The following is a 26,212-nucleotide window of genomic DNA, read 5'->3' as shown; positions in this document are numbered from 1 at the left end:
GCTTCATCGCTATGCTCTGCGCCACGAGTCTGCCAGTGAGTGAGCCATGTTCCAGCCTGTACGCGCCATAAAGCTTCTGCCGATCACCATGTTCTGTTTGCTCAGTGCCTGTGCTGGTGGGCCGCAGCTGCTGCCTGAGACTAAGCGTTTGCCGGAGCGCGTGGAATTGGCGGATGTGCCGTTTTTCCAGCTCAGTGATGCGCAAGGCGGGCCTTCGGCATTGGCTGCTCTGCTCAATCACTATGGTGTGATCAGTAGTCCGGGGTTGGTCGATGAGCGTATTCAGCAACTGGCCAAGGGGCAGAGTCCGCAAGCTGGGCTGGAGAGAGTGGCACGTTCATACGATCTGCTGGTTTACCCCTTGCCAGGTAACCTGGACGCCTTGTTGCAACAGGTGTCTGCGGGGCATCCGGTGCTGTTGATGCAGGACCGCATGTTTGCTGGCCCCGGTTCGCAGTTCGCGGTATTGGTGGGGTATGACCAGCGCGAACGGACGCTGGTGTTGCGTTCTGGTAACAGTCGGCGCTGGTACACCAGCTTCGCCCGTTTTGATGATGCCTGGAGCGAAGCGGGACGTTGGGCGGTGTTGGTTCAGCCTGCCAGCCAATTGCCTGCGCAACCTGTCGAGCAGGTGTGGCTGCAGGCGGCGCGCGAGTTGCAGCAGCAAGGTCGCAACGAGGCTGCACAGCGGGCATTGCGTGCGGCGCGTCAGGTCTGGCCGGATGCGGAGCTGTAGTACAGATGGTTGGAGGTAAAACGCAAAACGGCACCCAGGGTGCCGTTTTTTGTTATCTGGGAGGGTTTAAATCCCCAGCTTGTCGCGCAGGGTGTAGTACCAGGCGCCCAGGGCGCTGAATGGCACCTGGAACAGGCGGCCGCCAGGGAAGGGGTAATGCGGCAGATCGGCGAATGCATCGAAACGTTCGGCCTGGCCGCGCAAGGCCTCGGCCAACACCCGGCCAGCCAGGTGAGTGTAAGTCACGCCGTGGCCGCTGCAGCCTTGTGAGTAATAGATGTTATCGCCCAGGCGGCCAACCTGCGGCAGGCGTGACAAGGTCAGCAGGAAGTTGCCGGTCCAGGCGTAGTCGATCTTCACATCTTTCAACTGCGGGAAGGCTTTGAGCATCTTCGGTCGGATGATGGCCTCAATGTTTGCCGGATCGCGTGCGCCGTAGACCACGCCACCCCCGAAGATCAGGCGTTTGTCGCTGGTCAGGCGGTAGTAGTCGAGCAGGTAATTGCAGTCTTCCACACAGTAGTCCTGCGGCAGCAGACTTTTCGCCAGTTCGGCGGACAGTGGCTCGGTGGTGATCACCTGGGTGCCGCATGGCATTGATTTGGCCGACAGCTCCGGAATCAGGTTGCCCAGGTAGGCGTTGCCGGCGACGACCACAAACTTGGCTTTGATCCGGCCGTTGGGGGTGTGCACGACAGGGTTGGCGCCACGATCAATGCGGATTGCCGGGGATTGTTCATAGATCACGCCGCCCAACGATTCGACTGCAGCAGCTTCACCCAGAGCCAGGTTGAGCGGATGAATATGGCCGCCGCTCATGTCCAGCATGCCGCCTACGTAAACGTCGCTGTCCACCACTTCGCGGATGCGCTTGGCATCCATCAGTTCCAGCTGAGTGTGGCCGTAGCGCTCCCAGAGTTTTTTCTGCGACTCAAGGTGCTTCATATGCTTGGGGGTGTTGGCCGCGAAGACGCCACCATCCTTTAGGTCGCATTGGATGTTGTACTTGGCGATGCGCTCGCGGATGATCCGGCCGCCTTCAAAGGCCATATCGCCCAGCAGTTTGGCTTGTTTGGCGCCGACGCTGCGCTCGATCACGTCGATATCGCGGCTGTAACTGTTAACGATCTGCCCGCCGTTGCGACCAGAGGCGCCGAAACCGACCTTGGCGGCTTCGACGATGCTGACTTTGAAGCCATTTTCCAGTAGGGCGATGGCTGTTGATAGGCCGGTATAGCCAGCGCCGACGATGCACACGTCAGTTTCGACTTCACCATTCAATTCTGGGCGCGGCGGAGCCGGATTGGCAGAGGCCGCATAATAGGATTGTGGATAAGCTGTGTGCGCCATTTTGCAACCTCTGTTCTTTATTTTTTACGAATAAGCGGATGCTACCTGAGTTGAAAATGCTCGGCTAGTGGCCTGTGCGAAATATAAAACGCAGCATAGAACAGTAAAAAATTCAGTTATTCAGGCAGTTAGCGAAAAAATAGGTTGACACTTTTTCCCGCGGTCGTAGAATGCGCACCCATCGTAGGCACGTAGCTCAGTTGGTTAGAGCACCACCTTGACATGGTGGGGGTCGTTGGTTCGAGTCCAATCGTGCCTACCAGATTTGGTAGAAAAAAGGGTCGCTTAGGCGGCCCTTTTTTATTGGGTTCTTGCCAGCAAGCCAGGCTTTCTGCAAGCATCCACGCGGTTAATCGTTGTTTCAAACCTCCAGTGACTCCGGTTTGGTTTTGGTTGGCTGAAAAGCTCCCGCCACTGTATGGCAGGTATACCGCCGAATCGCTTACTGGCTCATCCCAACCCATGTGGCCTTTGGTAGAGGTCACCACTAGGAGAGGAGGCGCCATGCCCATCATTACTCTTCCCGACGGCAGTCAACGTTCGTTCGATCACCCGGTATCCGTACTTGAGGTGGCGCAATCTATTGGTGCTGGTCTGGCCAAGGCCACGGTAGCTGGCAAGGTTAATGGCAAGCTGGTCGATGCCTGTGACCTGATTGAAAGCGACGCCACCCTGCAGATCATTACGCCAAAAGATCAGGAAGGCCTGGAAATCATTCGCCACTCCTGTGCGCATTTGATCGGGCATGCCGTTAAGCAGCTGTTTCCGACAGCCAAGATGGTGATTGGTCCGGTCATTGATGAAGGTTTCTACTACGACATCGCTTCCGAGCGCCCCTTTACTCTAGATGATGTAGCGGCAATCGAGCAGCGCATGCAGCAGCTGATAGAGAAGGATTACGACGTCATCAAGAAAGTGACGCCGCGCGCTGAGGTTATTGATGTGTTCACCGCTCGCGGTGAGGACTACAAGCTGCGTCTGGTGGATGACATGCCGGACGAGCAGGCCATGGGCTTGTACTACCACGAAGAATACGTCGACATGTGTCGTGGTCCGCATGTGCCGAACACGCGTTTCCTCAAGGCATTCAAGTTGACCAAGCTGTCCGGTGCTTACTGGCGTGGCGATGCCAAGAATGAGCAGTTGCAGCGTGTTTATGGCACGGCCTGGGCTGACAAGAAGCAGTTGGCGGCTTATATCCAGCGCATTGAGGAGGCCGAGAAGCGCGATCACCGCAAGATCGGTAAGCGCCTCGATCTGTTCCATACCCAGGAAGAAGCTCCGGGTATGGTGTTCTGGCACCCGAATGGCTGGACCATCTATCAGGTGCTTGAGCAGTACATGCGCGGTGTGCAGCGCGAGAACGGCTACCAGGAAGTGCGTACGCCGCAGGTGGTTGACCGTGTGCTCTGGGAGAAGTCCGGGCACTGGGGTAACTACGCCGACAACATGTTTACTACTGAGTCGGAAAGTCGTGACTACGCGATCAAACCGATGAACTGCCCGTGTCACGTGCAGATATTCAATCAGGGGCTCAAGAGCTATCGCGAGCTACCGCTGCGCCTGGCCGAGTTTGGTTCCTGCCACCGTAACGAGGCGTCCGGTGCGCTGCACGGCATCATGCGTGTACGCGGCTTCACGCAGGACGATGCGCATATCTTCTGCGCCGAAGAGCAGGTGAAGAAAGAGGCGGCGGATTTTATCAAGCTGACTCTGCAGGTTTATTCGGACTTTGGTTTCAGTGACGTCAAGATGAAGCTGTCCACGCGCCCGGCCAAGCGGGTGGGGGATGATGCATTCTGGGATCGGGCCGAGACGGCGCTGGCTGATGCGCTGAATGATGCAGGGTTGCCCTGGGAATACTTGCCGGGCGAGGGAGCGTTCTACGGTCCGAAGATCGAGTTCACGCTGCTGGATTGTCTCGGTCGTGCCTGGCAGTGCGGTACCCTGCAGTACGATCCGAATATGCCGCAGCGTCTGGAGGCAAGCTACGTTTCTGAGGATAACAGCCGCAAGGTGCCGGTCATGTTGCACCGGGCAATTCTCGGTTCGTTCGAGCGTTTTATCGGTATTCTGATCGAGCACTACGAAGGTGCATTCCCGGCCTGGTTGGCGCCGACTCAGGCGGTGGTGATGAATATCACCGACAAACAGGCTGATTTTGCTCTGGATGTGGAAAAAACGCTCAACCAAAGCGGTTTTCGTGCCAAGTCTGACTTGAGGAACGAGAAGATTGGCTTTAAAATCCGCGAGCATACTTTGCTCAAGGTTCCCTATCTCTTGGTTATCGGAGATCGGGAAGTTGAGACGCAAACTGTCGCCGTGCGTACCCGTGAAGGTGCTGATCTGGGCTCGATGCCCGTCACTCAATTCGCTGAATTCCTCGCGCAGGCGGTTTCCCGGCGTGGTCGCCAAGATTTGGAGTAATCATTATTAAGCGTGATATGAGACAAGATAAACGAGCTGCACCGAAGGCCCCGATCAACGAGAATATCTCGGCACGCGAGGTTCGGTTAATTGGCGCTGACGGCGAGCAAATTGGCATCGTCTCGATTGATGAAGCGCTTAGAATCGCCGAAGAATCCAAGCTGGATTTGGTGGAAATTTCTGCCGATGCGGTTCCACCGGTTTGCCGAGTCATGGACTATGGCAAATCGATCTTCGAAAAGAAGAAACAGATTGCTGCTGCAAAGAAAAACCAGAAGCAGATTCAGGTTAAAGAAATCAAGTTTCGTCCAGGGACGGAGGAAGGGGATTACCAGGTAAAACTACGCAACCTGGTACGTTTCCTTAGTGATGGGGACAGGGCCAAGGTATCGCTTCGATTCCGCGGCCGTGAGATGGCGCATCAGGAGCTGGGCATGGAGTTGTTGAAGCGGGTCGAAAATGACCTCGCCGAATACGGCACCGTTGAACAGCATCCAAAGATGGAAGGACGCCAACTGATCATGGTCATCGCCCCCAAAAAGAAGAAGTAACCACCAGGGCACGGCAGGCCTTGCGGTTATGTTTATCAACTGAATGCGGAGTATCCGAACATGCCAAAGATGAAAACTAAGAGTGGTGCAGCCAAGCGTTTTCTCAAAACCGCTAATGGCTTCAAGCACAAGCACGCTTTCAAGAGCCACATCCTGACCAAGATGTCCACCAAGCGTAAGCGTCAACTGCGCGGTAGCACCATGGTGCACCCGTCTGACGTAGCAAAAGTGGCGCGCATGCTGCGCGTTCGTTAATCGGTCAAGATAGAGGAAATTACTCATGGCTCGTGTTAAGCGCGGCGTTATCGCTCGTAAGCGTCACAAAAAAATTCTGAAACTCGCTAAAGGCTACTACGGTGCGCGTTCGCGCGTGTTCCGCGTTGCCAAGCAGGCTGTGATCAAGGCAGGCCAGTACGCCTACCGCGACCGCCGTCAGCGGAAGCGCCAGTTCCGCGCTCTGTGGATCGCTCGTATCAACGCTGGTGCTCGTGTTAACGGTCTGTCCTACAGCCGTTTCATTGCCGGCCTGAAAAAAGCGTCCATCGAGATCGACCGCAAGGTTCTGGCTGATCTGGCAGTGAACGAAAAAGCGGCGTTTGCTGCGATTGTCGAGAAAGCGAAAGCCGTACTGGCTTAAGTCCCCGACAATCACCGGGCTCGCCCGGTGCTAAACGTCACCAATAGGGGAAGAGCCTTCAAGCTCTTCCCCTATTTCGTATCTGGAGTCTGTAAATGGAAAATCTGGATGTGCTGGTCTCGCAAGCGCTTGAGGCCGTTAGCCACACCGACGATGTGAATGCCCTCGAACAGCTGCGGGTTCACTATCTGGGCAAGAAAGGCGAGTTGACTCAGGTGATGAAGACCCTGGGCAACCTGTCGGCAGAAGAGCGCCCGCAAGCCGGTGCGCTGATCAATGCTGCTAAGGATAAGGTTCAGGATGCTCTGAACAGCCGTAAAGACATGCTGGAACAGGCTGCGCTGAGCGCCAAGCTCGCCGCCGAAAAGATTGACGTAACCCTGCCGGGGCGTGGTCAGGCATCTGGTGGCCTGCATCCCGTCACGCGCACTCTGGAGCGTGTGGAGCAGTTCTTCACGCGCATTGGCTATGGCATTGCCGAGGGGCCTGAGGTCGAAAACGACTATCACAACTTCGAAGCCCTTAATATCCCAGGCCACCACCCGGCGCGGGCGATGCATGACACCTTTTATTTCAATGCGAACATGTTGTTGCGTACTCACACCTCGCCGGTGCAAGTGCGCACCATGGAGTCGCAGCAGCCACCAATTCGCATCGTCTGTCCGGGTCGTGTCTATCGCTGTGACTCCGATATCACTCACTCGCCGATGTTCCACCAGGTCGAAGGCCTGCTGGTAGACGAAGGTGTGAGCTTTGCTGACCTCAAAGGCACCATCGAGGAGTTCCTTCGGGTGTTCTTCGAGAAGCCGCTGGGTGTGCGTTTCCGCCCGTCCTTCTTCCCCTTCACCGAACCATCGGCTGAAGTCGATATGCAGTGTGTGATGTGCAGCGGAAAAGGCTGTCGCGTGTGCAAGCAGACCGGCTGGCTGGAAGTCATGGGCTGCGGCATGGTGCATCCGAATGTGCTGCGCATGTCTGGTATTGATCCGGAAAAATACTCCGGTTTTGCCTTCGGCATGGGCGTTGAACGCCTGGCCATGCTGCGTTATGGCGTCAACGATTTACGGCTGTTCTTCGATAACGACCTGCGGTTCCTGGCGCAATTTCGCTAGCGCCTTCGCATTCCGTAATCGAATTGGTTCAGGAGAACAGACAGTATGAAATTCAGTGAACAATGGCTGCGCAGCTGGGTAAACCCTGCTGTTTCGCGTGATGAACTAGTGGCCCGCCTGTCCATGGTTGGCCTGGAAGTGGACGCAGTGACACCGGTTGCGGGTCTGTTCAGCGGTGTTGTCGTGGGTGAAATCCTTAGTGCCGAGCAGCATCCGGATGCCGACAAGTTGCGTGTGTGCCAGGTCAGTAATGGCAGCGTCAGCTTCCAGGTGGTCTGCGGCGCACCTAATGCCCGCGCCGGTATCAAGATTCCCTTCGCCATGATCGGCGCTGAGTTACCGGGTGACTTCAAGATCAAGCAGGCCAAGCTGCGTGGCGTGGAGTCCCAGGGGATGCTCTGCTCGGCCTCCGAACTGCAGATCAGTGAAGACAACAGCGGTCTTATGGAGCTGGCGACCGATGCTCCGGTCGGGCAGGACATTCGTGTATATCTGGGCTTGGACGATGCCAGTATCGAAATCGGCCTGACTCCTAATCGGGGGGATTGCCTGTCGTTGACGGGTCTCGCTCGCGAAGTGGGTGCTATCTACGGCGCATCGGTAGTACCTGTTTCGGTTGCTCCAGTTATCGCTGCTCATGATGAGGTGCGTTCTGTCGAGGTGCTTGCTTCCAAGGCGTGCCCGCGTTATCTCGGGCGCGTCGTTCGTAACGTCGACCTGTCCAAGCCGACTCCGCTGTGGATGGTCGAGCGCCTGCGGCGTTCCGATATCCGTAGCATTGACGCCGCCGTAGATATCACCAACTACGTGATGCTTGAGCTCGGCCAGCCGATGCACGCCTTCGATCTCGCTGAGATCAATGGTGGTATCTGCGTGCGCATGGCGGAAGAGGGCGAGAAGCTGGTTCTGCTGGATGGTCAGGAGGTCAGCCTGCGTGCCGATACTCTGGTGATCGCTGACCACGATCGCGCTCTGGCCATCGCTGGCGTGATGGGCGGCGAACACAGTGGTGTGAGCGGTAAGACCGCAGACCTGTTCTTGGAAAGCGCATTCTTCGACACTATTGCAGTGGCTGGTAAGGCGCGTTCTTATGGCTTGCACACCGACTCTTCGCATCGTTTCGAGCGCGGTGTGGACTCGCAGCTGGCGCGTAATGCCATGGAGCGTGCGACTGCGCTGTTGCTGGATATTGTTGGCGGTGAAGCCGGTCCGATCATTGACGTAACCAGCGCTGCTGATCTGCCGAACGTCGCGCCAATCACCCTGCGTGCCGAGCGCATCACTCAGATGCTGGGTATGGATATGGATGGCGCAGAGGTCGAGCGTCTGCTTACCGCGCTGGGGCTGGGTGTAACTGCTCAAGGCGCAGGTCAGTGGCAGGTCAGTGTGCCGAGCCATCGCTTTGACATCAGCCTGGAAGTCGATCTGATCGAAGAGCTGGGACGTCTGTATGGCTACAACCGCTTACCGGTTCGCTATCCGCAAGCGCGCTTGGCTCCGCAAGCCAAAGCTGAAGCTGCGATTGAGTTGCCCGCCTTGCGTCGTCTGTTGGTTGCGCGTGGTTACCAGGAAGCCATCACTTACAGCTTTATTGATCCCAAGTTGTTTGAGTTGTTCAGCCCTGGCGTTCAGCCATTGTTGCTGGCCAACCCGATTTCTGCCGACATGGCAGCCATGCGTTCTTCGCTATGGCCGGGCTTGGTTAAAGCGCTTCAGCACAATCTCAATCGCCAGCAGGCGCGTGTCCGTCTGTTTGAAAGTGGCCTGCGCTTTGTTGGCCAGCTTGAAGGGTTGAAGCAAGAGCCAATGCTGGCAGGTGTTGTGTGCGGTACGCGCTTGCCGGAAGGTTGGGCGCATGCGCGTGATAGTGTCGATTTCTATGATGTAAAGGCGGATGTTGAAGCGTTGTTGGGCAGTGCCGGTGCGGGTGGCAGTTTTGCATTCGTGCCCGGCGAACATGCCGCATTGCATCCGGGGCAGACGGCTCGAATTGAGCGGGAAGGGCGCGTTGTGGGCTTCTTCGGCGCCATTCATCCTGAGCTTGCCAAGGCGCTGGGGTTGGATCAGCCCGTATTCATGTTTGAGCTGGTATTGAGTGAAATCACTCAAGGGTTGATGCCGAAATTCCAGGAGCTGTCCAAGTTCCCTGAAGTGCGGCGCGATCTTGCATTGCTGGTTGATCGTGACGTACCTGCGCAGGATCTGCTCAGCGCCATTCGCAGCGCAGCTGGCGAGTGGTTGACTGACCTCAAGCTATTTGACGTGTATCACGGTAAAGGCATTGATCCTCATAGAAAAAGCCTTGCCGTTGGCTTGACCTGGCAGCATCCATCGCGCACTCTTAATGACGATGAGGTGAGTACCACAACGCAAAATATTCTCACCTCCCTGGAACAAAGGTTCAACGCCACGTTAAGGAAGTAGCGTATGGGGGCTCTGACGAAAGCTGAGATGGCGGAACGTCTGTATGAAGAGCTGGGCCTGAATAAACGGGAAGCCAAGGAGTTGGTGGAGCTGTTCTTTGAAGAAATCCGCCAAGCGCTGGAGCTCAACGAACAGGTCAAGCTCTCGGGGTTCGGTAATTTTGATCTGCGCGATAAGCGTCAGCGCCCCGGTCGCAATCCAAAAACAGGAGAGGAAATCCCGATCACGGCTCGCCGTGTCGTGACTTTCCGTCCAGGCCAGAAACTTAAAGCCAGGGTCGAGGCGTATGCTGGAACCAAGTCATAACGACGAACTGCCCGCGATACCCGGCAAGCGCTACTTCACCATTGGTGAAGTTAGCGAGCTGTGTGCAGTCAAGCCGCATGTGTTGCGCTACTGGGAGCAAGAATTCCCACAGCTCAACCCAGTCAAGCGGCGCGGCAATAGGCGCTACTACCAGCGTCAGGATGTGCTTATGATTCGGCAGATTCGCGCGCTGTTGTATGATCAGGGCTTCACTATTGGCGGGGCGCGTCAGCGCCTCTCGGGTGATGAAGCTAAAGACGACAATACGCAGTACAAACAGCTCATCAAACAGATGATTGCCGAGCTTGAGGATGTGTTGTTAGTACTTCGCAAATAACGCTGCGGAAGTAAAAAAAACTTCCACAATTCAGCAGCTTATTGTAGAGTCCTCACCGCTTCCAGTAACACGGAAACATCGTCGGGGCGTAGCGCAGCCCGGTAGCGCACTTGCATGGGGTGCAAGGGGTCGAGTGTTCGAATCACTCCGTCCCGACCAAAAAACCCTAAACAATCCAGTCACTTAGCGGTGACTGGATTTTTTTATTTCTGGGCTCTGCAAAATTTCTGCAAAATTCCAGCAAAACCCCCTCTCAATGAGTATTTGAGGAGAAGCCGGCTTCCAGCATGGATGCCGACGCTTTGGGTTGCCCTCTCAGCGTGCTCCAGTCATACATACCGTGTAGTGTGACTGACCACCATTTGATGAGGGATGTCCATGTACCAGGTGCTGGGTATTCAAAAATGTCTCGGGTACTTCGCCCTGTTCTGCTTCATCATTTTTGGGGGGCTGTCATTCTGGCGGCTTCCTGAGGTGTTCAGCGGTTTTTCCGCTTTTTGGCCTGTAGCCAAGATGGCTATGGGTATTTCAACGATTGTACTGCTTGGCTTGGGGCAGACACCTCTATTCCCCTGGATCTGTAAGCTCCCCGTGGTGAGGAGGTTTTTTCCCCCCATCGATGGGGACTGGCAGGTCACGATCAGGTCAAACTGGAATGTGGTCAGGCAGCTTGCAGGGCAACCTAAGCCCTTTGCTGTACACCACCAAAGACCTCCGCGATGGCATTCTGTTGGGGCATGTTCGTGGTATGCACCTGGAGATTCTAGAGGCCACGGAGCCCGCGCCAAATGATCGCCGCTTCAAATACTTTTTCGAGCGCATGATTGATGGTCATCAAGCTATATCCGAACGCCGTTGGCGAGATAGCAACGGGCTGATCAGATATGTTGGGGAGTGGCACACTCATCCAGAAGATTCTCCGACACCCTCTGGTCTGGACATCAGCGAGTGGCAGATGCTGGCTGGCTCACGGCGAGACGGTCGGCCTATGTTGGCTGCGATAGTTGGGCGACAAGATTTGCGTGTGGAGTACGCGCTTTCTGATGGCGAGAGATGTCGCTTGTACCCCTACATCGGTCTGTAACCACTTAGCTCACAAAGCAAGAGAGACTCCTAACCATCTGATAAGCCCTCGCATGCGTGTGATTACGCCAAGTCGGGACGGGGCTGCCCCCTTTTCTGTACGGTCGAGTCAATTCGCTTGGTCGTCAGGTGGGCCGTGAGTAAGAGGCACGACTACTGAATGCAGGTGGGGCGCCAGGGATGAATCTGACTTACGTTTTTTTGGGGCGTTCTTGAGCGAGCCGAAAGGCTTGAGCCAATGAAGTTTCCATGGTGGGCAGCGTACCGTTCGTAGGTGCTGTCTTGTAAATCTCAGTGGAGGACTTGTGGGCAGTTTGTCGTCTTATGCTTTTCATTGTTTGGATTTGTAGCTTCTTGGCACTGAGCTCCTGCGCATGTGCTTCATGAGCGTCAGAGAGCAGTTGGAACGCAAGAATTGTGATTGGCTTGCCGTTGGGCAGAAGGAACGACAATTCATACGAGTTCGTTGTGCCGGGTTTTAACTGAGCAAGGCTCCGCTCCGATAACGGATCAACGTGTACGTGGTGCTCAGCCAAGCGTTGGATGTAGAGGCAGATGTTCTCATCACCAACAGCCCCCGTGACTTTGAGGAAGTCCTTGTCGATACCAACAACTGAGCTGATTACGAACGGCTGCCAGCCGGTGCGTTGCCACACATAGATCGGTTGAGAAGCCGATGACTGGCCGGGCTGGCTCGTACCCAGGCGAGCAATCGGTGCAGGCCGACTAGAGTTATCCGTGCAAGGATGTTTCGGCCAGGGCGGCCCCAATTCATCGAAAAAGACTCGGCCTCCGCTGGGAGATTGGTAGAAGAAAACGGGGGCCCCGCAAACAGGGCAGCACGCATTCGGATTGGTATAACTGCTGTAGGTGCTTGTTAACGGCGGTACCCACCAGCGGGGCTCATGCTCTATAGCGCGTGTGTAACGAGCTAAAGGATTATCAAATCCATTATGGCTTGAGCGCCCTGCGTGCCCTTCACCACCCCAGCCGCATGTACAGTCCGGCGAGTGATTCCATGCATTGCACATAGCGCCTCCTGCGAGCCAGCCCCGAGTCCAGAAGTAACCTGGGTGATCAGTATAGCCACTCATGCAAGAAGCCAATGGGGCTAATCCATCTGTAGGGGCTCTAAAGCTGGAGCGCGGTGCAGCAAAGGTAGCTTGTCTGTGGTGCCACCAGTTAAGCCTCGTCACGGGGCTCCTCTGGTCAAGATCCAGGATGGTAGATCTAGATCGCTCTTCTGGGAGGTAAACCAGGGGGAGATTTATCGTATACTGTTCATATGTACAGTATTCGTGGCATCCCATGGACAGCATCATTATCCTCGGCTCAGTTTCTCGAACGACTGCCTCCCTACCGTTCTACCTCCCATCTGTTCCAGCTGGGTTCCCTAGTCCTGCCCAGGATCATCTTGAGCAGCGTATCTCCTTCGATGAGCTTTTTCAGCTGCACCGCCCTCAGCTCTACGTGGTGCGCGTAGCAGGCGATAGCCTGCAAGGGCTCGGCATCCTCGATGGCGATCTGGTGCTCGTAGACAAAAGCCTAACGCCTCGCCGTGGCGATGTTGTGGTGGCTTGTCTCAATGGGGAGTTGCTTCTGAAGATACTGAGTGGTGACCAGCACCAGATCAGGGTATCGCATCTTGCGATGCTGGGGCGGACGCGTTACTATGCCTGCTATCGCAAGGTGCGATAGAGGCGCTATGCACGTCATTACACAGAAGCGAATCTGGGAGGCACAGGCCAAATGGCCTCGCTCAGCGACTGCGCTTGAGGCTTGGTATCGTCTGGTGAAGGCAAGTGCGCCGCGGGATTTCGCCGAGATGAAGAGGCTTTTTCCGGCGACTGACAAGGTAGGGCCTCTGCATGTGTTCGACATCGGTGGCAACAAGCTGCGGCTGATTGCCATCGTTCATTACAGGGCACAGAAGGTGTTTATTCAGCATGTGCTGGATCATGCTGAGTACGACAAAGGCAAGTGGAGGGAGTAATCATGTCCGCATTGATCAAGCAGGCTTGTGAGCACTGGCGTTACGTTGCACCGTTGCTCACCAAGCCGACGAGCGAAGATGACTATGATGCTCTCGTAGAGGCGTTGGATGAGCTGCTGATCGTGGTCGGCGATGATGAAGATCATCCGCTGGCCAGCCTGGCTTCTCAACTGGGTGACATGATCGAAGCTTACGATGAGCTTCATCGGCCATTACCCAAAGTGGGCGGTGTGGAGGTTCTTCGTTACCTCATGCAGGAGCATGACCTGAGCCAGGGCGATTTGCCTGAGGTCGGTACCCAGTCAGTTATTTCCGAGGTTTTGGCAGGTAAACGCCAGCTAAATGTAAGGCACATCCGTGCTCTCTCGGATCGCTTTGGCGTCCCAGCGGATGTGTTTTTTTGAGAGCGCTAGGCGTTTCGTTCGGTTAGGGGCTATGTGGTCGTTGAGAGATTTTTTCTAGGGGCTCTCATGGAGCGCTGCATAGCCTGACACCGGTACGTTGTTCAATTTTTCGAAGCTGAGCTCGCAGAGAGGTAATCGTCGTCGCCCCGGCTACCAAGGTGACAAGCCGATGGTGGCTTCGCCCATTGAGCGACCGACCTGATCGTTTTTGATCGATTCGTTGCTTTGAAAATTGGCGGAGGCTGAGGTCTGCAAAAACTACCGGACTACTTCAGATCATCTCTAAGTTGCTCAGCAAAAAAAAACATGGTAAAAAAACATGGGTAAATATTATCCCCAAAACACCAACACTATACCAATTCAGCAAAGAGAGTTTATAACGTGAGCGCTCAAGCTAGCTTCGGTTACAGCAAGGAAAAGGCTAAGCTGTTCAGGACTTCATCAAGAACAGTAATCAACACCGATGTTTCGGATGGTGAATACGTTTCGCAAGATGCCATAAGCAGAATTATGGATAGGGTGAGCACCCTTGACTTTACTCCGCATGGCTACAAGCTCGAAAGGGAGCATGGCTGGACTGAAGAAAAAATTAATCACGCCATAAAGCTGTATAAAGAGTGGTTGGTTTTGCAGGTCTTTTATGAGGAGCTGTCATTTGCTCCCAGTGAGCTCATTGACGAGTTCTGGCATATTCATATTTTGGATACCCGGAAGTATATGAATGACTGCAACTTTATTAAAGGAGAATTTATCCACCACTATCCATACTTTGGGATTACAGAGCAGGAAAATGAAGCTGTTCTGGAGAGTGGCTTCGAGCTGACTAAAAAGCTCTATCTAAAACATTTTGGTCATGCCGACCTTGGTTTTAATGAGAACCAGGCTGCATCGTGCGGCTGCCGTTCGGGCAATGGTAGTAGCTGCCGCTAATGCCCATTCTGCTTCTTTCCGATGAAGCACAAGCCAGCATTCATGCTGGCTTGCAGGCTAGTAAAACTCAAGAACAGGTTGAAGATGTGCTTCGCCAGAGTCAGGCGATGAGTGCATTGTTTTACTCTGCCAAGAAGATTGTTGACCAAGAGAAGTATGTCCAAATCAAGGGGCTTCCAGCTCTGAATGAATTGGGGTGGCAAGCTATCGCTGGGTACTTTGGCGAGTACTATGGCGCTGTTGAGCGAACAGACATCAAAACAGACTGCCATTACACAGGATGCTCGTTGAATCCACTTGTACTGCACAACGATGATGCCGTGGATCTTTCCCACCAGCCTAAATACGGATTCATTCAAGTCACCCAGGCTGACTCTTTGGGGGTTGTTGCTAACGGTATTGTGTTGGCAAGAGAGCTGAAAAGGAAGCTTCAGTTTGAAGCCCCCGAACTTCTTCGCAAGCTCCTTTCCCAGCCTATTCCGATGCTCTCATATGGCGTCAATTATGATGACAAGCTAAAGCACGAAATAATAACAAACGAACCAATAATCTATAAATCCGATACCGGAGAGTACTGCGTAAGGTTTGACCATGAGCGAAACGCATATTTCTATCGGAAGAAAGGAATTGACCAAAGCTCAGGCGAAGCTCTCATGATTTATGAGTTCTTAAAGCATGCCAACCAAATAAAGAAAAAGGTTTACCTTTCTGAAACTGACATCCTAATTCATGATAATAAGTGCACGTTACATGACCGTGAAGAGTGCTCCATAAGGTTCAATCTGGATGGCACTACCCACACGAGGAGCATAGCTGTAAGTTTTGCGAGGCAAACTTGAATCTCCACGAACTACCAAGAGATATCAAGAATGAGGGAAATTTTCCATTTTGGTTCTCTCTAATACAAGAAGCACGGAATATTTTTGATTTCGCCCCAGATGCTAAGGTTATGGACTTTGGCTGCGGATCGGGTGGATTCTTAAAGCTATTTGACTTTATTCTTCCCGGAAGAGAGTTGACGGGAATAGAGATCGATAATGATCTTTTAGTCAAGTGCCAAGCCAATAATTCTGCAAATTTCTCATTCGTGGCATATCAAGACATCAGCATCTTGCCTGATGGGGAGTTTGATGCGGCTTTTTCTCAAGAAGTTATCTACACCCTTCCAGACATTTCACTGCATGCTGAAGAAATATTTCGAGCCTTGCGTGAGGGGGGATACTACATTGCGTCAATGGGATGCCATATAGAAAATCCCACATGGCCTCACAGGCGAAGTAAAATTCGCTCCTCTGAAAAATACTATGCTTATGATTACACCTTGGATGAGGTAGCTAAGGCGTTCTATGATGCCGGGTTCAGGGTTTCTGTTAAACGACTGCCCGTCCACGCACCGCTGAAAGTATCTTTTGATGGGGGGGCAGAGTTCGGTTCAATCAATGATCTGCTTTTGTCCTCTCACAATCACAAGATAATGTTCGCGTTTATGAAGCCAAAGCATCCATTGCGAGTCGTTCATGAAAGAAAATAGCAAATTTTTGACCATTACTGGGGTAAGCGAAAATAATCTGAAGAACATAAGTCTAAAAATTCCTATCGGTAGTATCACCTGCGTTAATGGCGTTAGTGGCTCAGGGAAGTCAACACTAGTAAATAGTGTTATTGCAAATGAAGCATTTCGACGAGAGCAGTTAACCAAAAAACAAAAAGGTGGTTATTACAAATTAGTGAGGCCAGAGTTTGAGTCAATTGCCGGTCTCCAAAATGTTCTGATTGTAAATCAGAAGCCTTTACTTCATTTGGAAAGTTCGACTGTAGCTACTGCCTCCGGGTTAGGGGATTTGCTCAGAGGAGGCTTTCTTCGGGACGGTGTTATCGAATGTCAGTGCGGAAGTATTGTCGACAATAAAATATGCTACGAAACCCTAGGAAAGGCCATAGAGCTTTATGCAGCTGACGAAAATTCAATGGTATTTGTTGAGTATTCAGGCGGGCAACAGTTAAATAAGAGCCATCTTTACAACTACATGCGTGAGCATGGATTCTATCATTTCCAGATAGAAGGAAATAAAAAGCAATACGCAATTAGCGATATTGACTCCCTCAAAGAGGGGGGTAGATACAAAATTCGACTTGTAGCTTTGAATCTGTCGGATTTGGCCAGCAAAAATGTTCCCACAGATCGAATTTCCGTATATGTCGAAGACAAGCTTACTCTGGACTTCGCATATCAAACATTTTGCCCCTCTTGCTTGAGGGAGTACCAGAAGAAGTCTTTATCACTGTTTACTACTTCTCGCTTAAGTGACAAAAGCGGCTGCTGCGAAGCGTGCTCTGGGTTGGGTAAAACTCAGGTCATAAACAACGAGCGCTTGTTGATCCGCAGCAACTCTTTGGATGAAAATTTTCTGAGCATCCCTCTCGAAGATGGGCGCTACAAGAGTCTCGGGATATATAAATCAAGTTTTAGCAAGATAATAAAGAAGCACAGGCTCAAGAGTTCGACGCCTTATGCGGAATTTACTGATGCTACCCAAAAAGAAATCAGCGATCTCATAAAGGAAAAGTTAATTAGCCGGCGCCGAGACATAGACCTTGAAGGCCTGCTAATAGAAAATGAGTGCCCATCTTGTAACGGAACTGGGTTCAACTATAAGGCTAGAGCCGTAAGGGTTGAGGGTAGAAATATCAGTGAAACGCTCTCCCTGACTGTCCAGGAAGCGGTTTCTGTCTTGAAAGATCCTAAGCTTAGCTCTGTCTTGGAGGCTCTGGCTGATTTGTCGCTTGGGCACCTTTCTTTAGAGCGTACCACCGACACATTAAGCGGTGGTGAGCTGCAAAGAATAAAGTTGGTAAAGGCCATATCCTCAGGCTTAACTGACTCAATAATAATTATTGACGAACCGTCATCGGGCCTAAGTTTCGGCGATGTAGACAAGTTATTTCGACTCTTTATCAGGCTGCGAGATGAAGGAAATACAGTCCTAATAGTCGACCATTCCGAACACATAATCAGCAAATCTGATTACAGTTTACATTTGGGGCCGGGGTCGGGGCCATCTGGTGGAAATATCGTCGAGCGTGTAAACCAGATTGCAGTGACGGAAGAAATTTCGACGGTGACGATTGATAGCAAAGCGTGGGAGAGAAGATACCTTGCTCTCTTTCCGATAAACCATAACAACATTGTAAATCAAAGAGTTGTTCTACCCCTTGGTGCTATTACTGCTGTAGTAGGCAACTCTGGCAGTGGCAAAAGCAGCCTGATCCAGGGGATGATAGAATGTATTCGCCTCAACTCCACGAGTGAGCGTGAAAAATCTGATCTTATTTCCGAAATCGTACTGTTGAATCAAAAACCAATCAGAGCGAGCAGAAGATCCAGTGTATTAACCTTTTTGGGGTTATCGGATGAACTGAGGAAGAACTTCTCACAGTCAAACTCCGCTAAAGCGCTCGGCCTTGATTCCAGCTACTTCACTAGCAATGGCATCAATGGGGCTTGCCCGCACTGTGAAGGTGACGGTGAGATTGATGGTGTCGTCTGCCACTCATGTTGTGGTTCGCGCTTCAAAAGCATTGTTCTATCAGTGACGATTAATGACCTAAATATACTTGATATATTAAATATGCCGGCTGTAGAGGTGATGGATTTAGAGCTCCCGTCGAGCATAAATGAAGGCTGCCGAATTTTAGTGGAGTTAGGTCTTGGTCATTTGGGCTTGGGCCGTGTGCTCACCGATATTAGTGGAGGAGAAGCTCAGCGCCTCAAGCTTGCAAAATTTTTAATTGAGAATGAAAAGTCCATCGCCGCCCCATCGCAGCACATGATGATTATTCTTGATGAACCGTGCAGAGGACTGAGTACGAACGACTCAAAATTTATTTTGGGCGTCTTTAGAGAGCTAGCACTGAATAACAATACAGTGATTGTGGTTGAGCACAATCCATATGTTATTTCTCAATCAGACTATGTGATTCAGCTTGGGCCAGGCGTCGGCGCTCTAGGAGGAAAAATACTATTTTGCGGGCCGACTGAAGAATTTAAAGCAGATGCCTGCGTGACTGCCAAAAATATACCTAAATCAATACTGGGTTTTTCTTCATTAGGGACTTCCTTGAGCGAGGAAGACAAACATTTCGCTCTAATAAGGAATTATTCCCAAAACCACACAGTAGTTGGCAATGGGCATGTAAAAACATTCCCTGGTAAAAAATCTATAATTTCCTTTGCTCAAGAGAACACGGAAGACGGACTTTACTACTTCAATCCCTTTTGCAATGACTTTTTTCTATCTAGAGTGGTTCCAAACTCGACAATTAAAGAAAGGCTCTCGGGGCTTCTGAAGTTTGGGCTAGAGCATATCTGTGTTTTAGGTAGACTAATAAATTTAAAAACGGCTCACAAGTACATTAGCCAGGATAATATTTGGCATGTCTACGTGCCTTCCGGTGATCCAGACTTAGCGTACAGCTTAGGTGGAGGTTGGCTTGCACTAAAGCAGAGAGACGGTTTCCTCAATATAGCGACTCGGCTTGTAGATATTGAGGCCAGGGTTGTAGGAACCAGGTCTATTTCGGCAAAAACATTTAATACCTTCTACAATGGTTGCAATACTTGTTTGGGTGCAGGAAATTTATTTTTCTATGATGACTTCATAGGCGACCCCAACAAGCCTGTTACAGATGTTGAGTTTTACATAAAGGAGCTACAGGGATATTTCAAGAAACACCTATCCTTTAAGATAAAAGAGTCCGTGGTGCTCTTCAAATCCGAGGGGCTGGTTGATCTATCAAGGCCATTCAGCAGTCTTGGTTCTTACGAGAAGTCAATTGCATTTTTTGGGTTTCCTAACTTTTCTTTTGTTAAAAAAAATGGCAGAAAAGATGCGTTGAGTGACAGAGTTGAGTGGATAGGAATTATCCCCACTTTTGACTTGCATGCTGAGAAAATTGAGAGAGATACAGGCTTTAAAATTGGCGCAGTAAGGCAGTCGGTGGACTGCCCAGAATGTTTGGGGTCAAGATTTAAAAAAGAAGTTTCTTACTACCGCGTTAAAGGGAAGGCCATATACGAACAAGCAGTCAGCTAGGGTTTCATCTCTTGTGTGGTCACTATTTTTATTGAGTTAAATCCCTCTGCATAATCGGGCGGGCAGACTCGCCCGAATAGCATTTCGACCATCTCCTCGGATACAACTCTTTCGTGCGCTCGCTTTTTGTTTTGAATCAAGCAGAGATCAAGTTCGGTTTTTACAAAGATTGCATTGATGCTTATGTTCTGGTCGAGTAAAAACAGGAATTCCCGTTCGTGCGCCTCGTTGAAGTAGGTGGTGTCAAGGACTATATCCTCCTTTGCGCCCTTAACCCTGGCCATAACTATTTCTTTTATTTTATTTTTTATCACCTCTCTTATTTCAAAAGATCTTCTGTCCCCAAAAAGCTCTTCTCGCAGCTGATCACAGGATATTATTTCCAATCCATGGAATGCTTTTTCGCAGTAGTGGCTTTTTCCGGCGCCCGGCGCACCTATCATTAGATATATATTCATATACGTCCTGTGAGTTGCTTCGGTTTTTGTGTAGGCCGTTTCGTTTCAGTCAGGCCGCTTTGGCCTGATTTGCTTATTGCTGGTGGAGCTCTATCTTACCTGCTTAAAAAGCGTGCATGAGCAGTTGAGCGCTAGGGGCAGTTTTCGGTCAGCACAAGGGCCTTTAATTGGGCAGTCATCGTTTAGCGCCAACAGCCTGATGATAGCCTGCGTCTATTCCGTGCGGTCATAATCGCACACGGTGTGACTCTCGTGGCGAATGGGGGCGCTCGCCTTTCTGGGGATCAACTGATGCTTTTTGGCCCTGAGTCGTGTGGGGCAAATCTGGTGGCAAAGTCGCGGCTGATTTCCATCGTTCATTACAGGGCGCTGGTGTTACGTTGCACCGTTACTCACTGAGCCGACGAGCGAAGACGACTATGATGCTCTGATAGAGGCGATGGTTGAACTGCTGATCGTGGTCGGCGATGATGAAGGTGATCCGCTGGCCAGCCTGACTTCTCAACTGGGTGACATGATCGAATAGCTTGATGCCGGTTCGCTGTTAAACTTTTCTAAGCATGGAGCGCTGATGTCAGACAACTATTTGACCCTCGCCAAACGGTTCTGGGTCGATGACATGCCGGGTTCTTCAGTCTCTGGTTCACGCCTGTCTAACCTTCTGGCTACCTTTGCCCAAGGTAAACCATTGAGTGCTCTAGGGCTGCGCTTCCTGACTGAAAATGGCCTCAAGAGCCTGGCGCAATTCGTTGCTGGTGATATTTCTGAATCACAGTTTCTTCGGCTTGCGCCAATTGAGCAGTCGTCCAGGGTCGCCGCTGCTGCGGAGCATCAGAAATCCCTTGAGCAACAGCGAAAGGTTGAGCAGGAGGCGGCTGAGGCTCGCCACGCTACCATGATGGCTCGCTTCCATGCCGAGAGACTCCAGCGCGAAAGTGATCCGAAATTCATCGCTCGCCAAAAGAGTCGAGTGCTGCGAGAAAACTATGGTGTTGATGGCTTCGTTGACGAGCTCGACTTCAGCCAACTGATGGCGATTTTGCGCAAGCTAGATAGTGCAAGGCGGCTTTCCGAGGAAGAGGCCGTTTGGCTGAAAAGCGAGGGCAGGGAATACGCCACTGAGGAAATCCTACGTGCTCATAATCGTATGGAAGCTGACTACTACTTGGGGGCGTTTCGCAAGACGGGTGATGTCTGGCAGTTAGTGAATGCCAGTGGCCACCTGCGCAAATGCGATGCCTCGCAGGAAGCGCATGACCTCCTGGAGAAGATCCAGGATGGAGCCCTCAAGCAAGCCAAGCTGAGGTCGGCGGTTCGCACCACTCATGGTGGCGTGATGCGCGATCTTGGTCGCTATAATGAAGCACTCAAGTTGGCGGACGAAGCACACCGGCTTCTGCCGAATAGCTTTCGACCGTGCACACTTCTTGGGGCACTGAACATCGAGATGGGTAACATCGCCCTTGGGCATGAATGGTACTCAAAGGCAGAGGAGCGGGGTGCTAAAGCAGGGAGCATTGAATCGGAAATTCGATCTCTGCTGGGGCGTATGCCTCCGGAGAAGAGAGAGTCTGTGATAGGCCAGCTGCTGAGTATTGATCCTGCTCAATACGCTTGGCTGCGCAAGAAAACCGCCCTAAAAAAGGATCATCGCTGAGTGCTTTGGGCCTGTAGTGCGTATGCCAGGATTGCCATGGGTATGGCTGAAAGCGCTCCATAATGAGCTGCAAAACTCCTCTGGAGGCCGCGGTTTTGCGTTGTCAAAGCAGCAGATTTTTGTCAATTTACACCAATCGAAATTGAAAAGATCTTCTGGTAAAGCCTTTTAATTCAATTGCTTACGGATTTCAGTGTGCCCTTGATAGCTTGCATGGGGTGCAAGGGGTCGAGTGTTCGAATCACTCCGTCCCGACCAAAAAACCCTAGAAAATCCAGCCACTTAACGGTGACTGGATTTTTTTATGCCTGTAGGTTTTTGATGCTAGTGCTATTTTTATCTTTCTGGTTGCCAATTGGTTGCCAATTGAGATTGGCTAGGCTGTGAGGGCTTCCGGCAACCTGACGTGCTTGGCGCTACTGGAGCGGGGGACGCCATCCGAGCATTGGTTTGGCTTGGCGAGGCAAGCGCGGGGGATGCAGTTTCCAAACTTCATGAGCTGCTACCCGAGAGCGAATGGGGTGCTCTTGTGTCAGCTCACCGCTCGTTACCTATCTGGATGGCGAATGCAATCTGCGCTCAGTCGAGTTGCACCTGCACCCACCCTGTCAAGTTGGGCTAGCGGTTAGCTGTAGCCTACTTACCGCCAGACCGGCATTATCTGGGATGGGGCAATTCGATGTGAAAGCCCGTGAGGCTAGCCGCTGAGGTGCACCAGATGCGGCCTTTGTGAGCCTCAATGATGGATCGGGTGATTGCAAGCCCGAGCCCGGCGTTGCTCGGGCTGCCCTCCCGCCGAGCGGGGTCAACCCGGTAAAAACGGTCGAAGAGCTTCTCTAGATGCTCTGAGCTGATTGTGTCCCCTGGGTTCTCGATACTGAAGGTAGTGGAGTCCTCTGTCTCGCGGATCAGAACCGAAATTGTCTGTCCCGCCGGCGTGTAGCGCAGCGCATTGGACAGCAAGTTGGATAGCGCGCGATCAAGCATCAGCCGATCTCCCAGCACTTGGCCTTTGCCTGTGAGCGATAGCTCAATGCCGCGCTCTTCGGCCAGAAGGTGGTAGTAGTCAAACAGCTTGAAGACTACGTCAGCCAGTTCGATCCTGGCCTGCTCGGGGATGATCAGGCCATTATCAGCCTTGGCCAAGAACAGCATGTCATCAATCATCCGAGACATGCGCTTCAAGTCCTCCAGGTTGGAGTACAGATTCTCCTCATAGGCATTGATATCGCGTTTTTTACTCAGCACGACCTCGGTGTGGGTCATCAGATTGCTGACTGGAGTTCGTAGCTCGTGGGCAATGTCGGCCGAAAAATTGGAGAGCCTAACGAAGGCATCCTCTAGCCGAGCCAACATCGCATTGAAGGAGAGAACCAGTTGCTGAAGTTCCCGCGGCACTGGTTCGAGAGGGATTCGCTCCTGTAACGAGCGAGCGGACATCCCGGAGGCCACATGAGTGACTTGCCGCAGAGGCCTAAGGCCGCTGCGAGCAACCACCCAGCCGAGTGTGGCACTGAACAGGGCGCTGATGACCAATCCAATCCAAAACCATCGTTGCAGCGTGTCGAAAAAGTGTGTGTGATCGGTGACGTCAAGAATCAGCAACGCAGTGAGCGGCTCAGCCTGATCGGCTACCGAGATTTGCTCCGTCATGCCACGGTACATGTGTTGGCCGTTCTGCCACTCCCACATGCTCTGCTCATTTGCACGTCTGAAACGCTCAGGTACTTCGACTGCTCTGGGGTCGGAAAACAGTACAGAACCGTCACTGGCCAGGATAGTGGCGGCCAGATCCTGATGGGCTCCCAGCAAAGCTCGCAACTGCGGTAATTCTTCCGAAAGGCTCGCTTCACCGCGAGCATTGTTGAGGATATGTTTGGCGGATTCGAGTTTCTCCACCAGGGCCTGCCGATCCAGCATCTTGAAGTGGTGCTGGCTGAGCATATTGAAACTCAGCCCTGCTACCGTCAGGACTGCAATTACCGCGGACATGAACATCAGGCTCATGCGTGCGGTCAGCGAAAGGTGCTTCATATTCACTCCGGAGCATCCATCATGTATCCCATGCCGCGGGCGGTATGAATCAGCTTGAGATCGAAATCGTCATCGATTTTTGCGCGTAGCCGGCGTACCGCAACCTCAATAACATTGGTGTCGCTGTCGAAATTCATGTCCCAAACCTGAGAGGCAATCAGCGACTTCGGGAGCACCTCGCCGCGCCGGCGCAGTAGCAGTTCCAGCAGTGAAAACTCCTTCGCGGTCAGGTCAATTCTTTTCCCGCCACGGATCGCACGCCGCTTCATCAGATCGACTTCCAGATCGGCAATTTTCATGGTGGTCTGCGTCGGCGAACCATTACCTCTGCGCAACAGCGTTCTGACCCTGGCCAGAAGCTCTGAGAAAGCAAATGGCTTGATCAGGTAGTCGTCCGCACCCAGCTCCAACCCTTTTACGCGGTCTTCCACACCATCGCGTGCCGTCAAGAACAGTACGGGGACGTCTTTTCCTGCTGCGCGCAACATGCGCAGCACTTCCCAACCGTCCAGCCCAGGCATCATTACATCCAGAATTAGCAGGTCATAGGCTTCGCTAAGTGCATGCTGAAGGGCATCTGTACCGGTCATAACCCGGTCGACATTGAACCCAGCCTCGGTGAGACCTTGCTGGAGGTACGTACCGGTTTTGGGTTCGTCTTCAGCTACCAGTAGTTTCATTCGAGCAGACTCCAAAAGTCGGGTGGCCTGAGTTTGCAGGCAAACGGCACCACCAACCAGAAGCTTACGAAAATGTAATCCTGACTTCAGGTCACTGACAGGGTGGCTTGTCTAGGGTGCAAGCATGAGCACTGGGTTGTGCTCTCGGCCCTCGATAGACCAAAAGCAGAGGTGCCGGCCATAGTTTGCACTGATGGAGACTGCCCCATGAAATCGCTGAAACCTTTACTTCTGGTTGGTTCGCTGCTGCTTTCTTCTATGGTCTGGGCCGAAGGGGGGAGTGATCGTACCTTTGAGCGCATGCAGCAGATGCGCGACAAAGCGGAAGCCGTGCTGATCCAGGCAGAGAAGGCCCCAGTCGGCGAGCGGCATGTGCACATGAAGGAGCACATGAACATGCTCGAAGACCTCATGAGTCAGCTGCACAATGAACATCCTGCTCCAGGCATGTCTGCCGAAGATCATTTGGCCTGGATGGAAAGACACGACAAGTTAGTAGACGACGTCCTGGGTCAAATGATTCGCGAGCACAAGCTGATGATGGCCGACAAAGAGTGCCATCAGTAAAGATTTCCCCCATCTTCCAGGCCTTCCGTGATTGCTCCTTTGGCCTAGCGGCGCCTCAATGGCGCCGTGCTTTTTTCCAGCTGACGCAATTGTAGTTTTGGGGTCAGCGGCCTGGCAGGAAGCGGGGAATAGCATGAGATTTCCAGCCTACCTAGCGAGGTCTCACCATGAAACGCATCCCCCTTAAGCTGCTGATCAGCACACTGTTCATCAGCACCACTTTTCCGGCAGTTGCCGAGACCGGCGACAGTAACAATGGCATTGGGCAGCAGGCCCAGGCGACGCCGGCGACTCGTACCGTCTTCGTGAAGATGGACGACATCAACTACAGCCAGAAGACGATCGATGTAAAGCCAGGTGAAACCGTGCGGTTCGTTCTGAAGAACGAAGGTGCATTGATGCATGAGTTCAACATCGGGCAGGCAGCGTCCCAACTGGAACACCAGCGCAAGATGGCGGCCTTGTTCAAGGACGGTACGTTGACGCCGACAGGCATGGCCGAAAGTATTGTCTGGCATGAGCGTTATGGCACTGGTGATGCCAACCCGCCTGGGTATCCGGAAGTCATCAAAGCCAAGCATGACGATCCGAACGCGATTCTCGTTGAGCCCGGCATAACCAAAGAGTTCGTGTGGACCTTCCCCAAGGCTGGGAGCTTGAGCTTTGCCTGCACGCTACCTGGACATTATCAAGCGGGAATGGTGGGTGAGTTCGCCCTGCGTTAGATCGACGGCGGAGCGGTGCTACCCGTTAGCCACGGGTCTGGGTAGCACCGATCTAACGAACCTTACTGTGATGTATTTTTCGCGTCAGCGTGCCGGCAGCTTCACCTGATTAGCATCAGGGCGTTTCCTTCCTCATTAGCACAGGTGCTCACCATGAAGCTCAGATCAGTATCCATAGTCACCACCGTTGGCTTGCTGCTCAGCACTGCGAACGCTCTGGCCAGCCCGGGACACAACAAAGACAGCATCGGGCAACCGGGAGACAGCCAGGCAGTAGACCGCACCATCGAAGTACGGATGGGGGACATCTTCTTTGAACCCAAGGTAATGGAAATCAAGGCGGGCGAGACTGTTCGCTTCGTACTGCAAAACGAGGGGACTCTGCTGCACGAATTCAACCTTGGCAAAGCCGCGTCCCATGCCGCGCATCAGAAAGAGATGGCTGCGATGTTTCAGAACGGCACGTTGTCCCCGACTGCAGCGCATGTCATGAGCAATATGGACCATGCCATGGGCGGCATGAAGATGGTCGGCATGGAGCACGACGATCCCAACAGTGTTCTGGTAGGACCTGGCGCACGCGAAGAGCTGGTTTGGACCTTCTCCGAGGCCACTGATCTGGAATTCGCCTGTAATGTCCCAGGACATTATCAATCGGGAATGTTCGGCAAGGTGACCGTACGCTGAACTCTATTGATACGTGTCAAC

Annotated in this window: 26 protein-coding genes and 2 tRNA genes; 23 read left to right on the top strand and 5 right to left on the bottom strand. The window is 52.5% G+C overall.

All coding sequences use genetic code 11. From position 1 onward, the window contains the following. Window positions 1-46: 46 nt before the first annotated feature. Window positions 47-736: a PA2778 family cysteine peptidase gene (locus IOD17_RS14520; RefSeq protein ID WP_233685763.1), complete on the top strand. Its 690-nt coding sequence runs from the start codon at window positions 47-49 to the stop codon at window positions 734-736. Between the two features lie 66 nt (window positions 737-802). Here the strand turns inward: IOD17_RS14520 and IOD17_RS14515 are convergent, their stop codons facing one another. After that, window positions 803-2,086, bottom strand: coding sequence for an NAD(P)/FAD-dependent oxidoreductase (locus IOD17_RS14515; protein ID WP_233685762.1), 1,284 nt, complete (start codon window positions 2,084-2,086; stop codon window positions 803-805). A gap of 185 nt (window positions 2,087-2,271) precedes the next feature. On the opposite strand from IOD17_RS14515, the gene IOD17_RS14510 reads away from it, so the two are divergent. From IOD17_RS14510 to IOD17_RS14460, 11 genes are all read left to right on the top strand, one after another. Beyond that, window positions 2,272-2,348, top strand: a tRNA-Val gene (locus IOD17_RS14510). 242 nt (window positions 2,349-2,590) lie between these two features. Continuing rightward, entirely contained in the window at window positions 2,591-4,513 is a 1,923-nt protein-coding gene (gene thrS, locus IOD17_RS14505) for a threonine--tRNA ligase (RefSeq protein WP_233685761.1), read from the top strand. Beyond that, window positions 4,513-5,064 carry a translation initiation factor IF-3 gene (gene infC / locus IOD17_RS14500; protein ID WP_233685806.1) on the top strand — a complete coding sequence of 184 codons (552 nt, stop codon included), beginning with the start codon at window positions 4,513-4,515 and terminating at the stop codon, window positions 5,062-5,064. Before thrS ends, infC begins: the two co-directional genes overlap by 1 nt. A 60-nt stretch (window positions 5,065-5,124) precedes the next feature. Further along, entirely contained in the window at window positions 5,125-5,319 is a 195-nt protein-coding gene (gene rpmI / locus IOD17_RS14495; protein WP_079202156.1) for a 50S ribosomal protein L35, read from the top strand. Window positions 5,320-5,344: 25 nt separating this feature from the next. Then, the gene (gene rplT / locus IOD17_RS14490) at window positions 5,345-5,701 is read left to right on the top strand and encodes a 50S ribosomal protein L20 (protein ID WP_090505586.1); all 357 of its coding nucleotides are present in this window, start codon (window positions 5,345-5,347) and stop codon (window positions 5,699-5,701) included. 95 nt (window positions 5,702-5,796) lie between these two features. Continuing rightward, entirely contained in the window at window positions 5,797-6,813 is a 1,017-nt protein-coding gene (gene pheS / locus IOD17_RS14485; protein WP_233685760.1) for a phenylalanine--tRNA ligase subunit alpha, read from the top strand. A gap of 45 nt (window positions 6,814-6,858) precedes the next feature. Further along, window positions 6,859-9,237 (top strand): phenylalanine--tRNA ligase subunit beta, encoded by a 2,379-nt coding sequence (gene pheT / locus IOD17_RS14480; RefSeq protein ID WP_233685759.1) that lies wholly within the window; start codon window positions 6,859-6,861, stop codon window positions 9,235-9,237. Window positions 9,238-9,240: 3 nt separating this feature from the next. Next, the gene (gene ihfA, locus IOD17_RS14475; protein ID WP_003243414.1) at window positions 9,241-9,543 is read left to right on the top strand and encodes an integration host factor subunit alpha; all 303 of its coding nucleotides are present in this window, start codon (window positions 9,241-9,243) and stop codon (window positions 9,541-9,543) included. After that, on the top strand, window positions 9,524-9,880 hold the full coding sequence (locus tag IOD17_RS14470) for a MerR family transcriptional regulator (protein ID WP_108489042.1): 357 nt from the start codon (window positions 9,524-9,526) through the stop codon (window positions 9,878-9,880). The genes ihfA and IOD17_RS14470 overlap by 20 nt, the downstream gene beginning before the upstream one ends. A gap of 82 nt (window positions 9,881-9,962) precedes the next feature. Next, window positions 9,963-10,039: transfer RNA gene (locus IOD17_RS14465), tRNA-Pro, on the top strand. Between the two features lie 460 nt (window positions 10,040-10,499). After that, complete coding sequence (locus IOD17_RS14460; RefSeq protein ID WP_325175670.1) at window positions 10,500-10,964, top strand: Mov34/MPN/PAD-1 family protein; 465 nt, start codon at window positions 10,500-10,502, stop codon at window positions 10,962-10,964. Window positions 10,965-11,154: 190 nt separating this feature from the next. Here IOD17_RS14460 and IOD17_RS14455 read toward each other — a convergent pair whose 3' ends face one another. Continuing rightward, complete coding sequence (locus tag IOD17_RS14455; protein WP_233685757.1) at window positions 11,155-11,619, bottom strand: hypothetical protein; 465 nt, start codon at window positions 11,617-11,619, stop codon at window positions 11,155-11,157. Window positions 11,620-12,271: 652 nt separating this feature from the next. Here IOD17_RS14455 and IOD17_RS14450 point away from each other — a divergent pair. The 7 genes from IOD17_RS14450 to IOD17_RS14420 all read left to right on the top strand — a co-directional run bounded on the left by IOD17_RS14450 (window position 12,272) and on the right by IOD17_RS14420 (window position 19,383). After that, window positions 12,272-12,661 carry a LexA family protein gene (locus IOD17_RS14450; RefSeq protein ID WP_233685756.1) on the top strand — a complete coding sequence of 130 codons (390 nt, stop codon included), beginning with the start codon at window positions 12,272-12,274 and terminating at the stop codon, window positions 12,659-12,661. A gap of 7 nt (window positions 12,662-12,668) precedes the next feature. Next, a complete protein-coding gene (locus IOD17_RS14445) occupies window positions 12,669-12,956 on the top strand; it encodes a type II toxin-antitoxin system HigB family toxin (RefSeq protein ID WP_104730233.1) in 288 nt (95 codons plus the stop codon). A gap of 2 nt (window positions 12,957-12,958) precedes the next feature. Then, a complete protein-coding gene (locus IOD17_RS14440; protein WP_150298018.1) occupies window positions 12,959-13,360 on the top strand; it encodes a helix-turn-helix domain-containing protein in 402 nt (133 codons plus the stop codon). 381 nt (window positions 13,361-13,741) lie between these two features. Continuing rightward, the gene (locus tag IOD17_RS14435) at window positions 13,742-14,290 is read left to right on the top strand and encodes a glycine-rich domain-containing protein (RefSeq protein ID WP_233685755.1); all 549 of its coding nucleotides are present in this window, start codon (window positions 13,742-13,744) and stop codon (window positions 14,288-14,290) included. After that, window positions 14,290-15,129 carry a TauD/TfdA family dioxygenase gene (locus IOD17_RS14430; protein ID WP_233685754.1) on the top strand — a complete coding sequence of 280 codons (840 nt, stop codon included), beginning with the start codon at window positions 14,290-14,292 and terminating at the stop codon, window positions 15,127-15,129. The genes IOD17_RS14435 and IOD17_RS14430 overlap by 1 nt, the downstream gene beginning before the upstream one ends. Then, window positions 15,126-15,821, top strand: a complete 696-nt coding sequence (locus IOD17_RS14425) for a class I SAM-dependent methyltransferase (protein WP_233685753.1) — start codon at window positions 15,126-15,128, stop codon at window positions 15,819-15,821. The genes IOD17_RS14430 and IOD17_RS14425 overlap by 4 nt, the downstream gene beginning before the upstream one ends. Next, window positions 15,808-19,383 carry an ATP-binding cassette domain-containing protein gene (locus IOD17_RS14420; RefSeq protein WP_233685752.1) on the top strand — a complete coding sequence of 1,192 codons (3,576 nt, stop codon included), beginning with the start codon at window positions 15,808-15,810 and terminating at the stop codon, window positions 19,381-19,383. The genes IOD17_RS14425 and IOD17_RS14420 overlap by 14 nt, the downstream gene beginning before the upstream one ends. Here IOD17_RS14420 and IOD17_RS14415 read toward each other — a convergent pair. Beyond that, on the bottom strand, window positions 19,380-19,841 hold the full coding sequence (locus IOD17_RS14415; protein WP_233685751.1) for an ATP-binding protein: 462 nt from the start codon (window positions 19,839-19,841) through the stop codon (window positions 19,380-19,382). The genes IOD17_RS14420 and IOD17_RS14415 overlap by 4 nt on opposite strands. A 571-nt stretch (window positions 19,842-20,412) precedes the next feature. On the opposite strand from IOD17_RS14415, the gene IOD17_RS14410 reads away from it, so the two are divergent. Continuing rightward, entirely contained in the window at window positions 20,413-21,498 is a 1,086-nt protein-coding gene (locus IOD17_RS14410) for a hypothetical protein (protein WP_233685750.1), read from the top strand. 657 nt (window positions 21,499-22,155) lie between these two features. On the opposite strand, the gene IOD17_RS14405 is transcribed toward IOD17_RS14410, so the two are convergent. Further along, on the bottom strand, window positions 22,156-23,532 hold the full coding sequence (locus IOD17_RS14405) for a heavy metal sensor histidine kinase (RefSeq protein ID WP_021221950.1): 1,377 nt from the start codon (window positions 23,530-23,532) through the stop codon (window positions 22,156-22,158). Between the two features lie 2 nt (window positions 23,533-23,534). Further along, window positions 23,535-24,212: a heavy metal response regulator transcription factor gene (locus IOD17_RS14400; RefSeq protein ID WP_004374688.1), complete on the bottom strand. Its 678-nt coding sequence runs from the start codon at window positions 24,210-24,212 to the stop codon at window positions 23,535-23,537. Between the two features lie 207 nt (window positions 24,213-24,419). On the opposite strand from IOD17_RS14400, the gene IOD17_RS14395 reads away from it, so the two are divergent. The 3 genes from IOD17_RS14395 (at window position 24,420) to IOD17_RS14385 (ending at window position 26,191) form a co-directional block, all read left to right on the top strand. Beyond that, the gene (locus IOD17_RS14395; RefSeq protein WP_233685749.1) at window positions 24,420-24,779 is read left to right on the top strand and encodes a co-regulatory protein PtrA N-terminal domain-containing protein; all 360 of its coding nucleotides are present in this window, start codon (window positions 24,420-24,422) and stop codon (window positions 24,777-24,779) included. Window positions 24,780-24,946: 167 nt separating this feature from the next. Then, the gene (locus IOD17_RS14390) at window positions 24,947-25,504 is read left to right on the top strand and encodes a cupredoxin domain-containing protein (protein ID WP_233685748.1); all 558 of its coding nucleotides are present in this window, start codon (window positions 24,947-24,949) and stop codon (window positions 25,502-25,504) included. A gap of 153 nt (window positions 25,505-25,657) precedes the next feature. Further along, complete coding sequence (locus IOD17_RS14385) at window positions 25,658-26,191, top strand: cupredoxin domain-containing protein (protein WP_233685747.1); 534 nt, start codon at window positions 25,658-25,660, stop codon at window positions 26,189-26,191. The last annotated feature ends 21 nt before the right edge of the window (window positions 26,192-26,212 follow it).

The organism is Pseudomonas anguilliseptica, assembly GCF_021375795.1.
GTDB classification, from domain to species: domain Bacteria; phylum Pseudomonadota; class Gammaproteobacteria; order Pseudomonadales; family Pseudomonadaceae; genus Aquipseudomonas; species Aquipseudomonas anguilliseptica_A.
This window is presented reverse-complemented; position numbering and strand designations above follow the sequence as displayed.

What these genes read in the sequence shown, in the direction of transcription:
- pheS (WP_233685760.1), top strand. Translation starts at nt 5,797, where the DNA reads ATGGAAAATCTGGATGTGCTGGTCTCGCAAGCGCTTGAGGCCGTTAGC.
- IOD17_RS14410 (WP_233685750.1), top strand. Translation starts at nt 20,413, where the DNA reads ATGTCAGACAACTATTTGACCCTCGCCAAACGGTTCTGGGTCGATGAC.
- IOD17_RS14420 (WP_233685752.1), top strand. Translation starts at nt 15,808, where the DNA reads ATGAAAGAAAATAGCAAATTTTTGACCATTACTGGGGTAAGCGAAAAT.
- IOD17_RS14520 (WP_233685763.1), top strand. Translation starts at nt 47, where the DNA reads ATGTTCCAGCCTGTACGCGCCATAAAGCTTCTGCCGATCACCATGTTC.
- IOD17_RS14470 (WP_108489042.1), top strand. Translation starts at nt 9,524, where the DNA reads ATGCTGGAACCAAGTCATAACGACGAACTGCCCGCGATACCCGGCAAG.
- IOD17_RS14460 (WP_325175670.1), top strand. Translation starts at nt 10,500, where the DNA reads ATGGGGACTGGCAGGTCACGATCAGGTCAAACTGGAATGTGGTCAGGC.
- IOD17_RS14400 (WP_004374688.1), bottom strand. Translation starts at nt 24,212, where the DNA reads ATGAAACTACTGGTAGCTGAAGACGAACCCAAAACCGGTACGTACCTC.
- pheT (WP_233685759.1), top strand. Translation starts at nt 6,859, where the DNA reads ATGAAATTCAGTGAACAATGGCTGCGCAGCTGGGTAAACCCTGCTGTT.
- IOD17_RS14430 (WP_233685754.1), top strand. Translation starts at nt 14,290, where the DNA reads ATGCCCATTCTGCTTCTTTCCGATGAAGCACAAGCCAGCATTCATGCT.
- IOD17_RS14385 (WP_233685747.1), top strand. Translation starts at nt 25,658, where the DNA reads ATGAAGCTCAGATCAGTATCCATAGTCACCACCGTTGGCTTGCTGCTC.
- IOD17_RS14440 (WP_150298018.1), top strand. Translation starts at nt 12,959, where the DNA reads ATGTCCGCATTGATCAAGCAGGCTTGTGAGCACTGGCGTTACGTTGCA.
- IOD17_RS14445 (WP_104730233.1), top strand. Translation starts at nt 12,669, where the DNA reads ATGCACGTCATTACACAGAAGCGAATCTGGGAGGCACAGGCCAAATGG.
- IOD17_RS14390 (WP_233685748.1), top strand. Translation starts at nt 24,947, where the DNA reads ATGAAACGCATCCCCCTTAAGCTGCTGATCAGCACACTGTTCATCAGC.
- ihfA (WP_003243414.1), top strand. Translation starts at nt 9,241, where the DNA reads ATGGGGGCTCTGACGAAAGCTGAGATGGCGGAACGTCTGTATGAAGAG.
- IOD17_RS14395 (WP_233685749.1), top strand. Translation starts at nt 24,420, where the DNA reads ATGAAATCGCTGAAACCTTTACTTCTGGTTGGTTCGCTGCTGCTTTCT.
- rplT (WP_090505586.1), top strand. Translation starts at nt 5,345, where the DNA reads ATGGCTCGTGTTAAGCGCGGCGTTATCGCTCGTAAGCGTCACAAAAAA.
- IOD17_RS14415 (WP_233685751.1), bottom strand. Translation starts at nt 19,841, where the DNA reads ATGAATATATATCTAATGATAGGTGCGCCGGGCGCCGGAAAAAGCCAC.
- thrS (WP_233685761.1), top strand. Translation starts at nt 2,591, where the DNA reads ATGCCCATCATTACTCTTCCCGACGGCAGTCAACGTTCGTTCGATCAC.
- IOD17_RS14405 (WP_021221950.1), bottom strand. Translation starts at nt 23,532, where the DNA reads ATGAAGCACCTTTCGCTGACCGCACGCATGAGCCTGATGTTCATGTCC.
- IOD17_RS14515 (WP_233685762.1), bottom strand. Translation starts at nt 2,086, where the DNA reads ATGGCGCACACAGCTTATCCACAATCCTATTATGCGGCCTCTGCCAAT.
- rpmI (WP_079202156.1), top strand. Translation starts at nt 5,125, where the DNA reads ATGCCAAAGATGAAAACTAAGAGTGGTGCAGCCAAGCGTTTTCTCAAA.
- IOD17_RS14450 (WP_233685756.1), top strand. Translation starts at nt 12,272, where the DNA reads ATGGACAGCATCATTATCCTCGGCTCAGTTTCTCGAACGACTGCCTCC.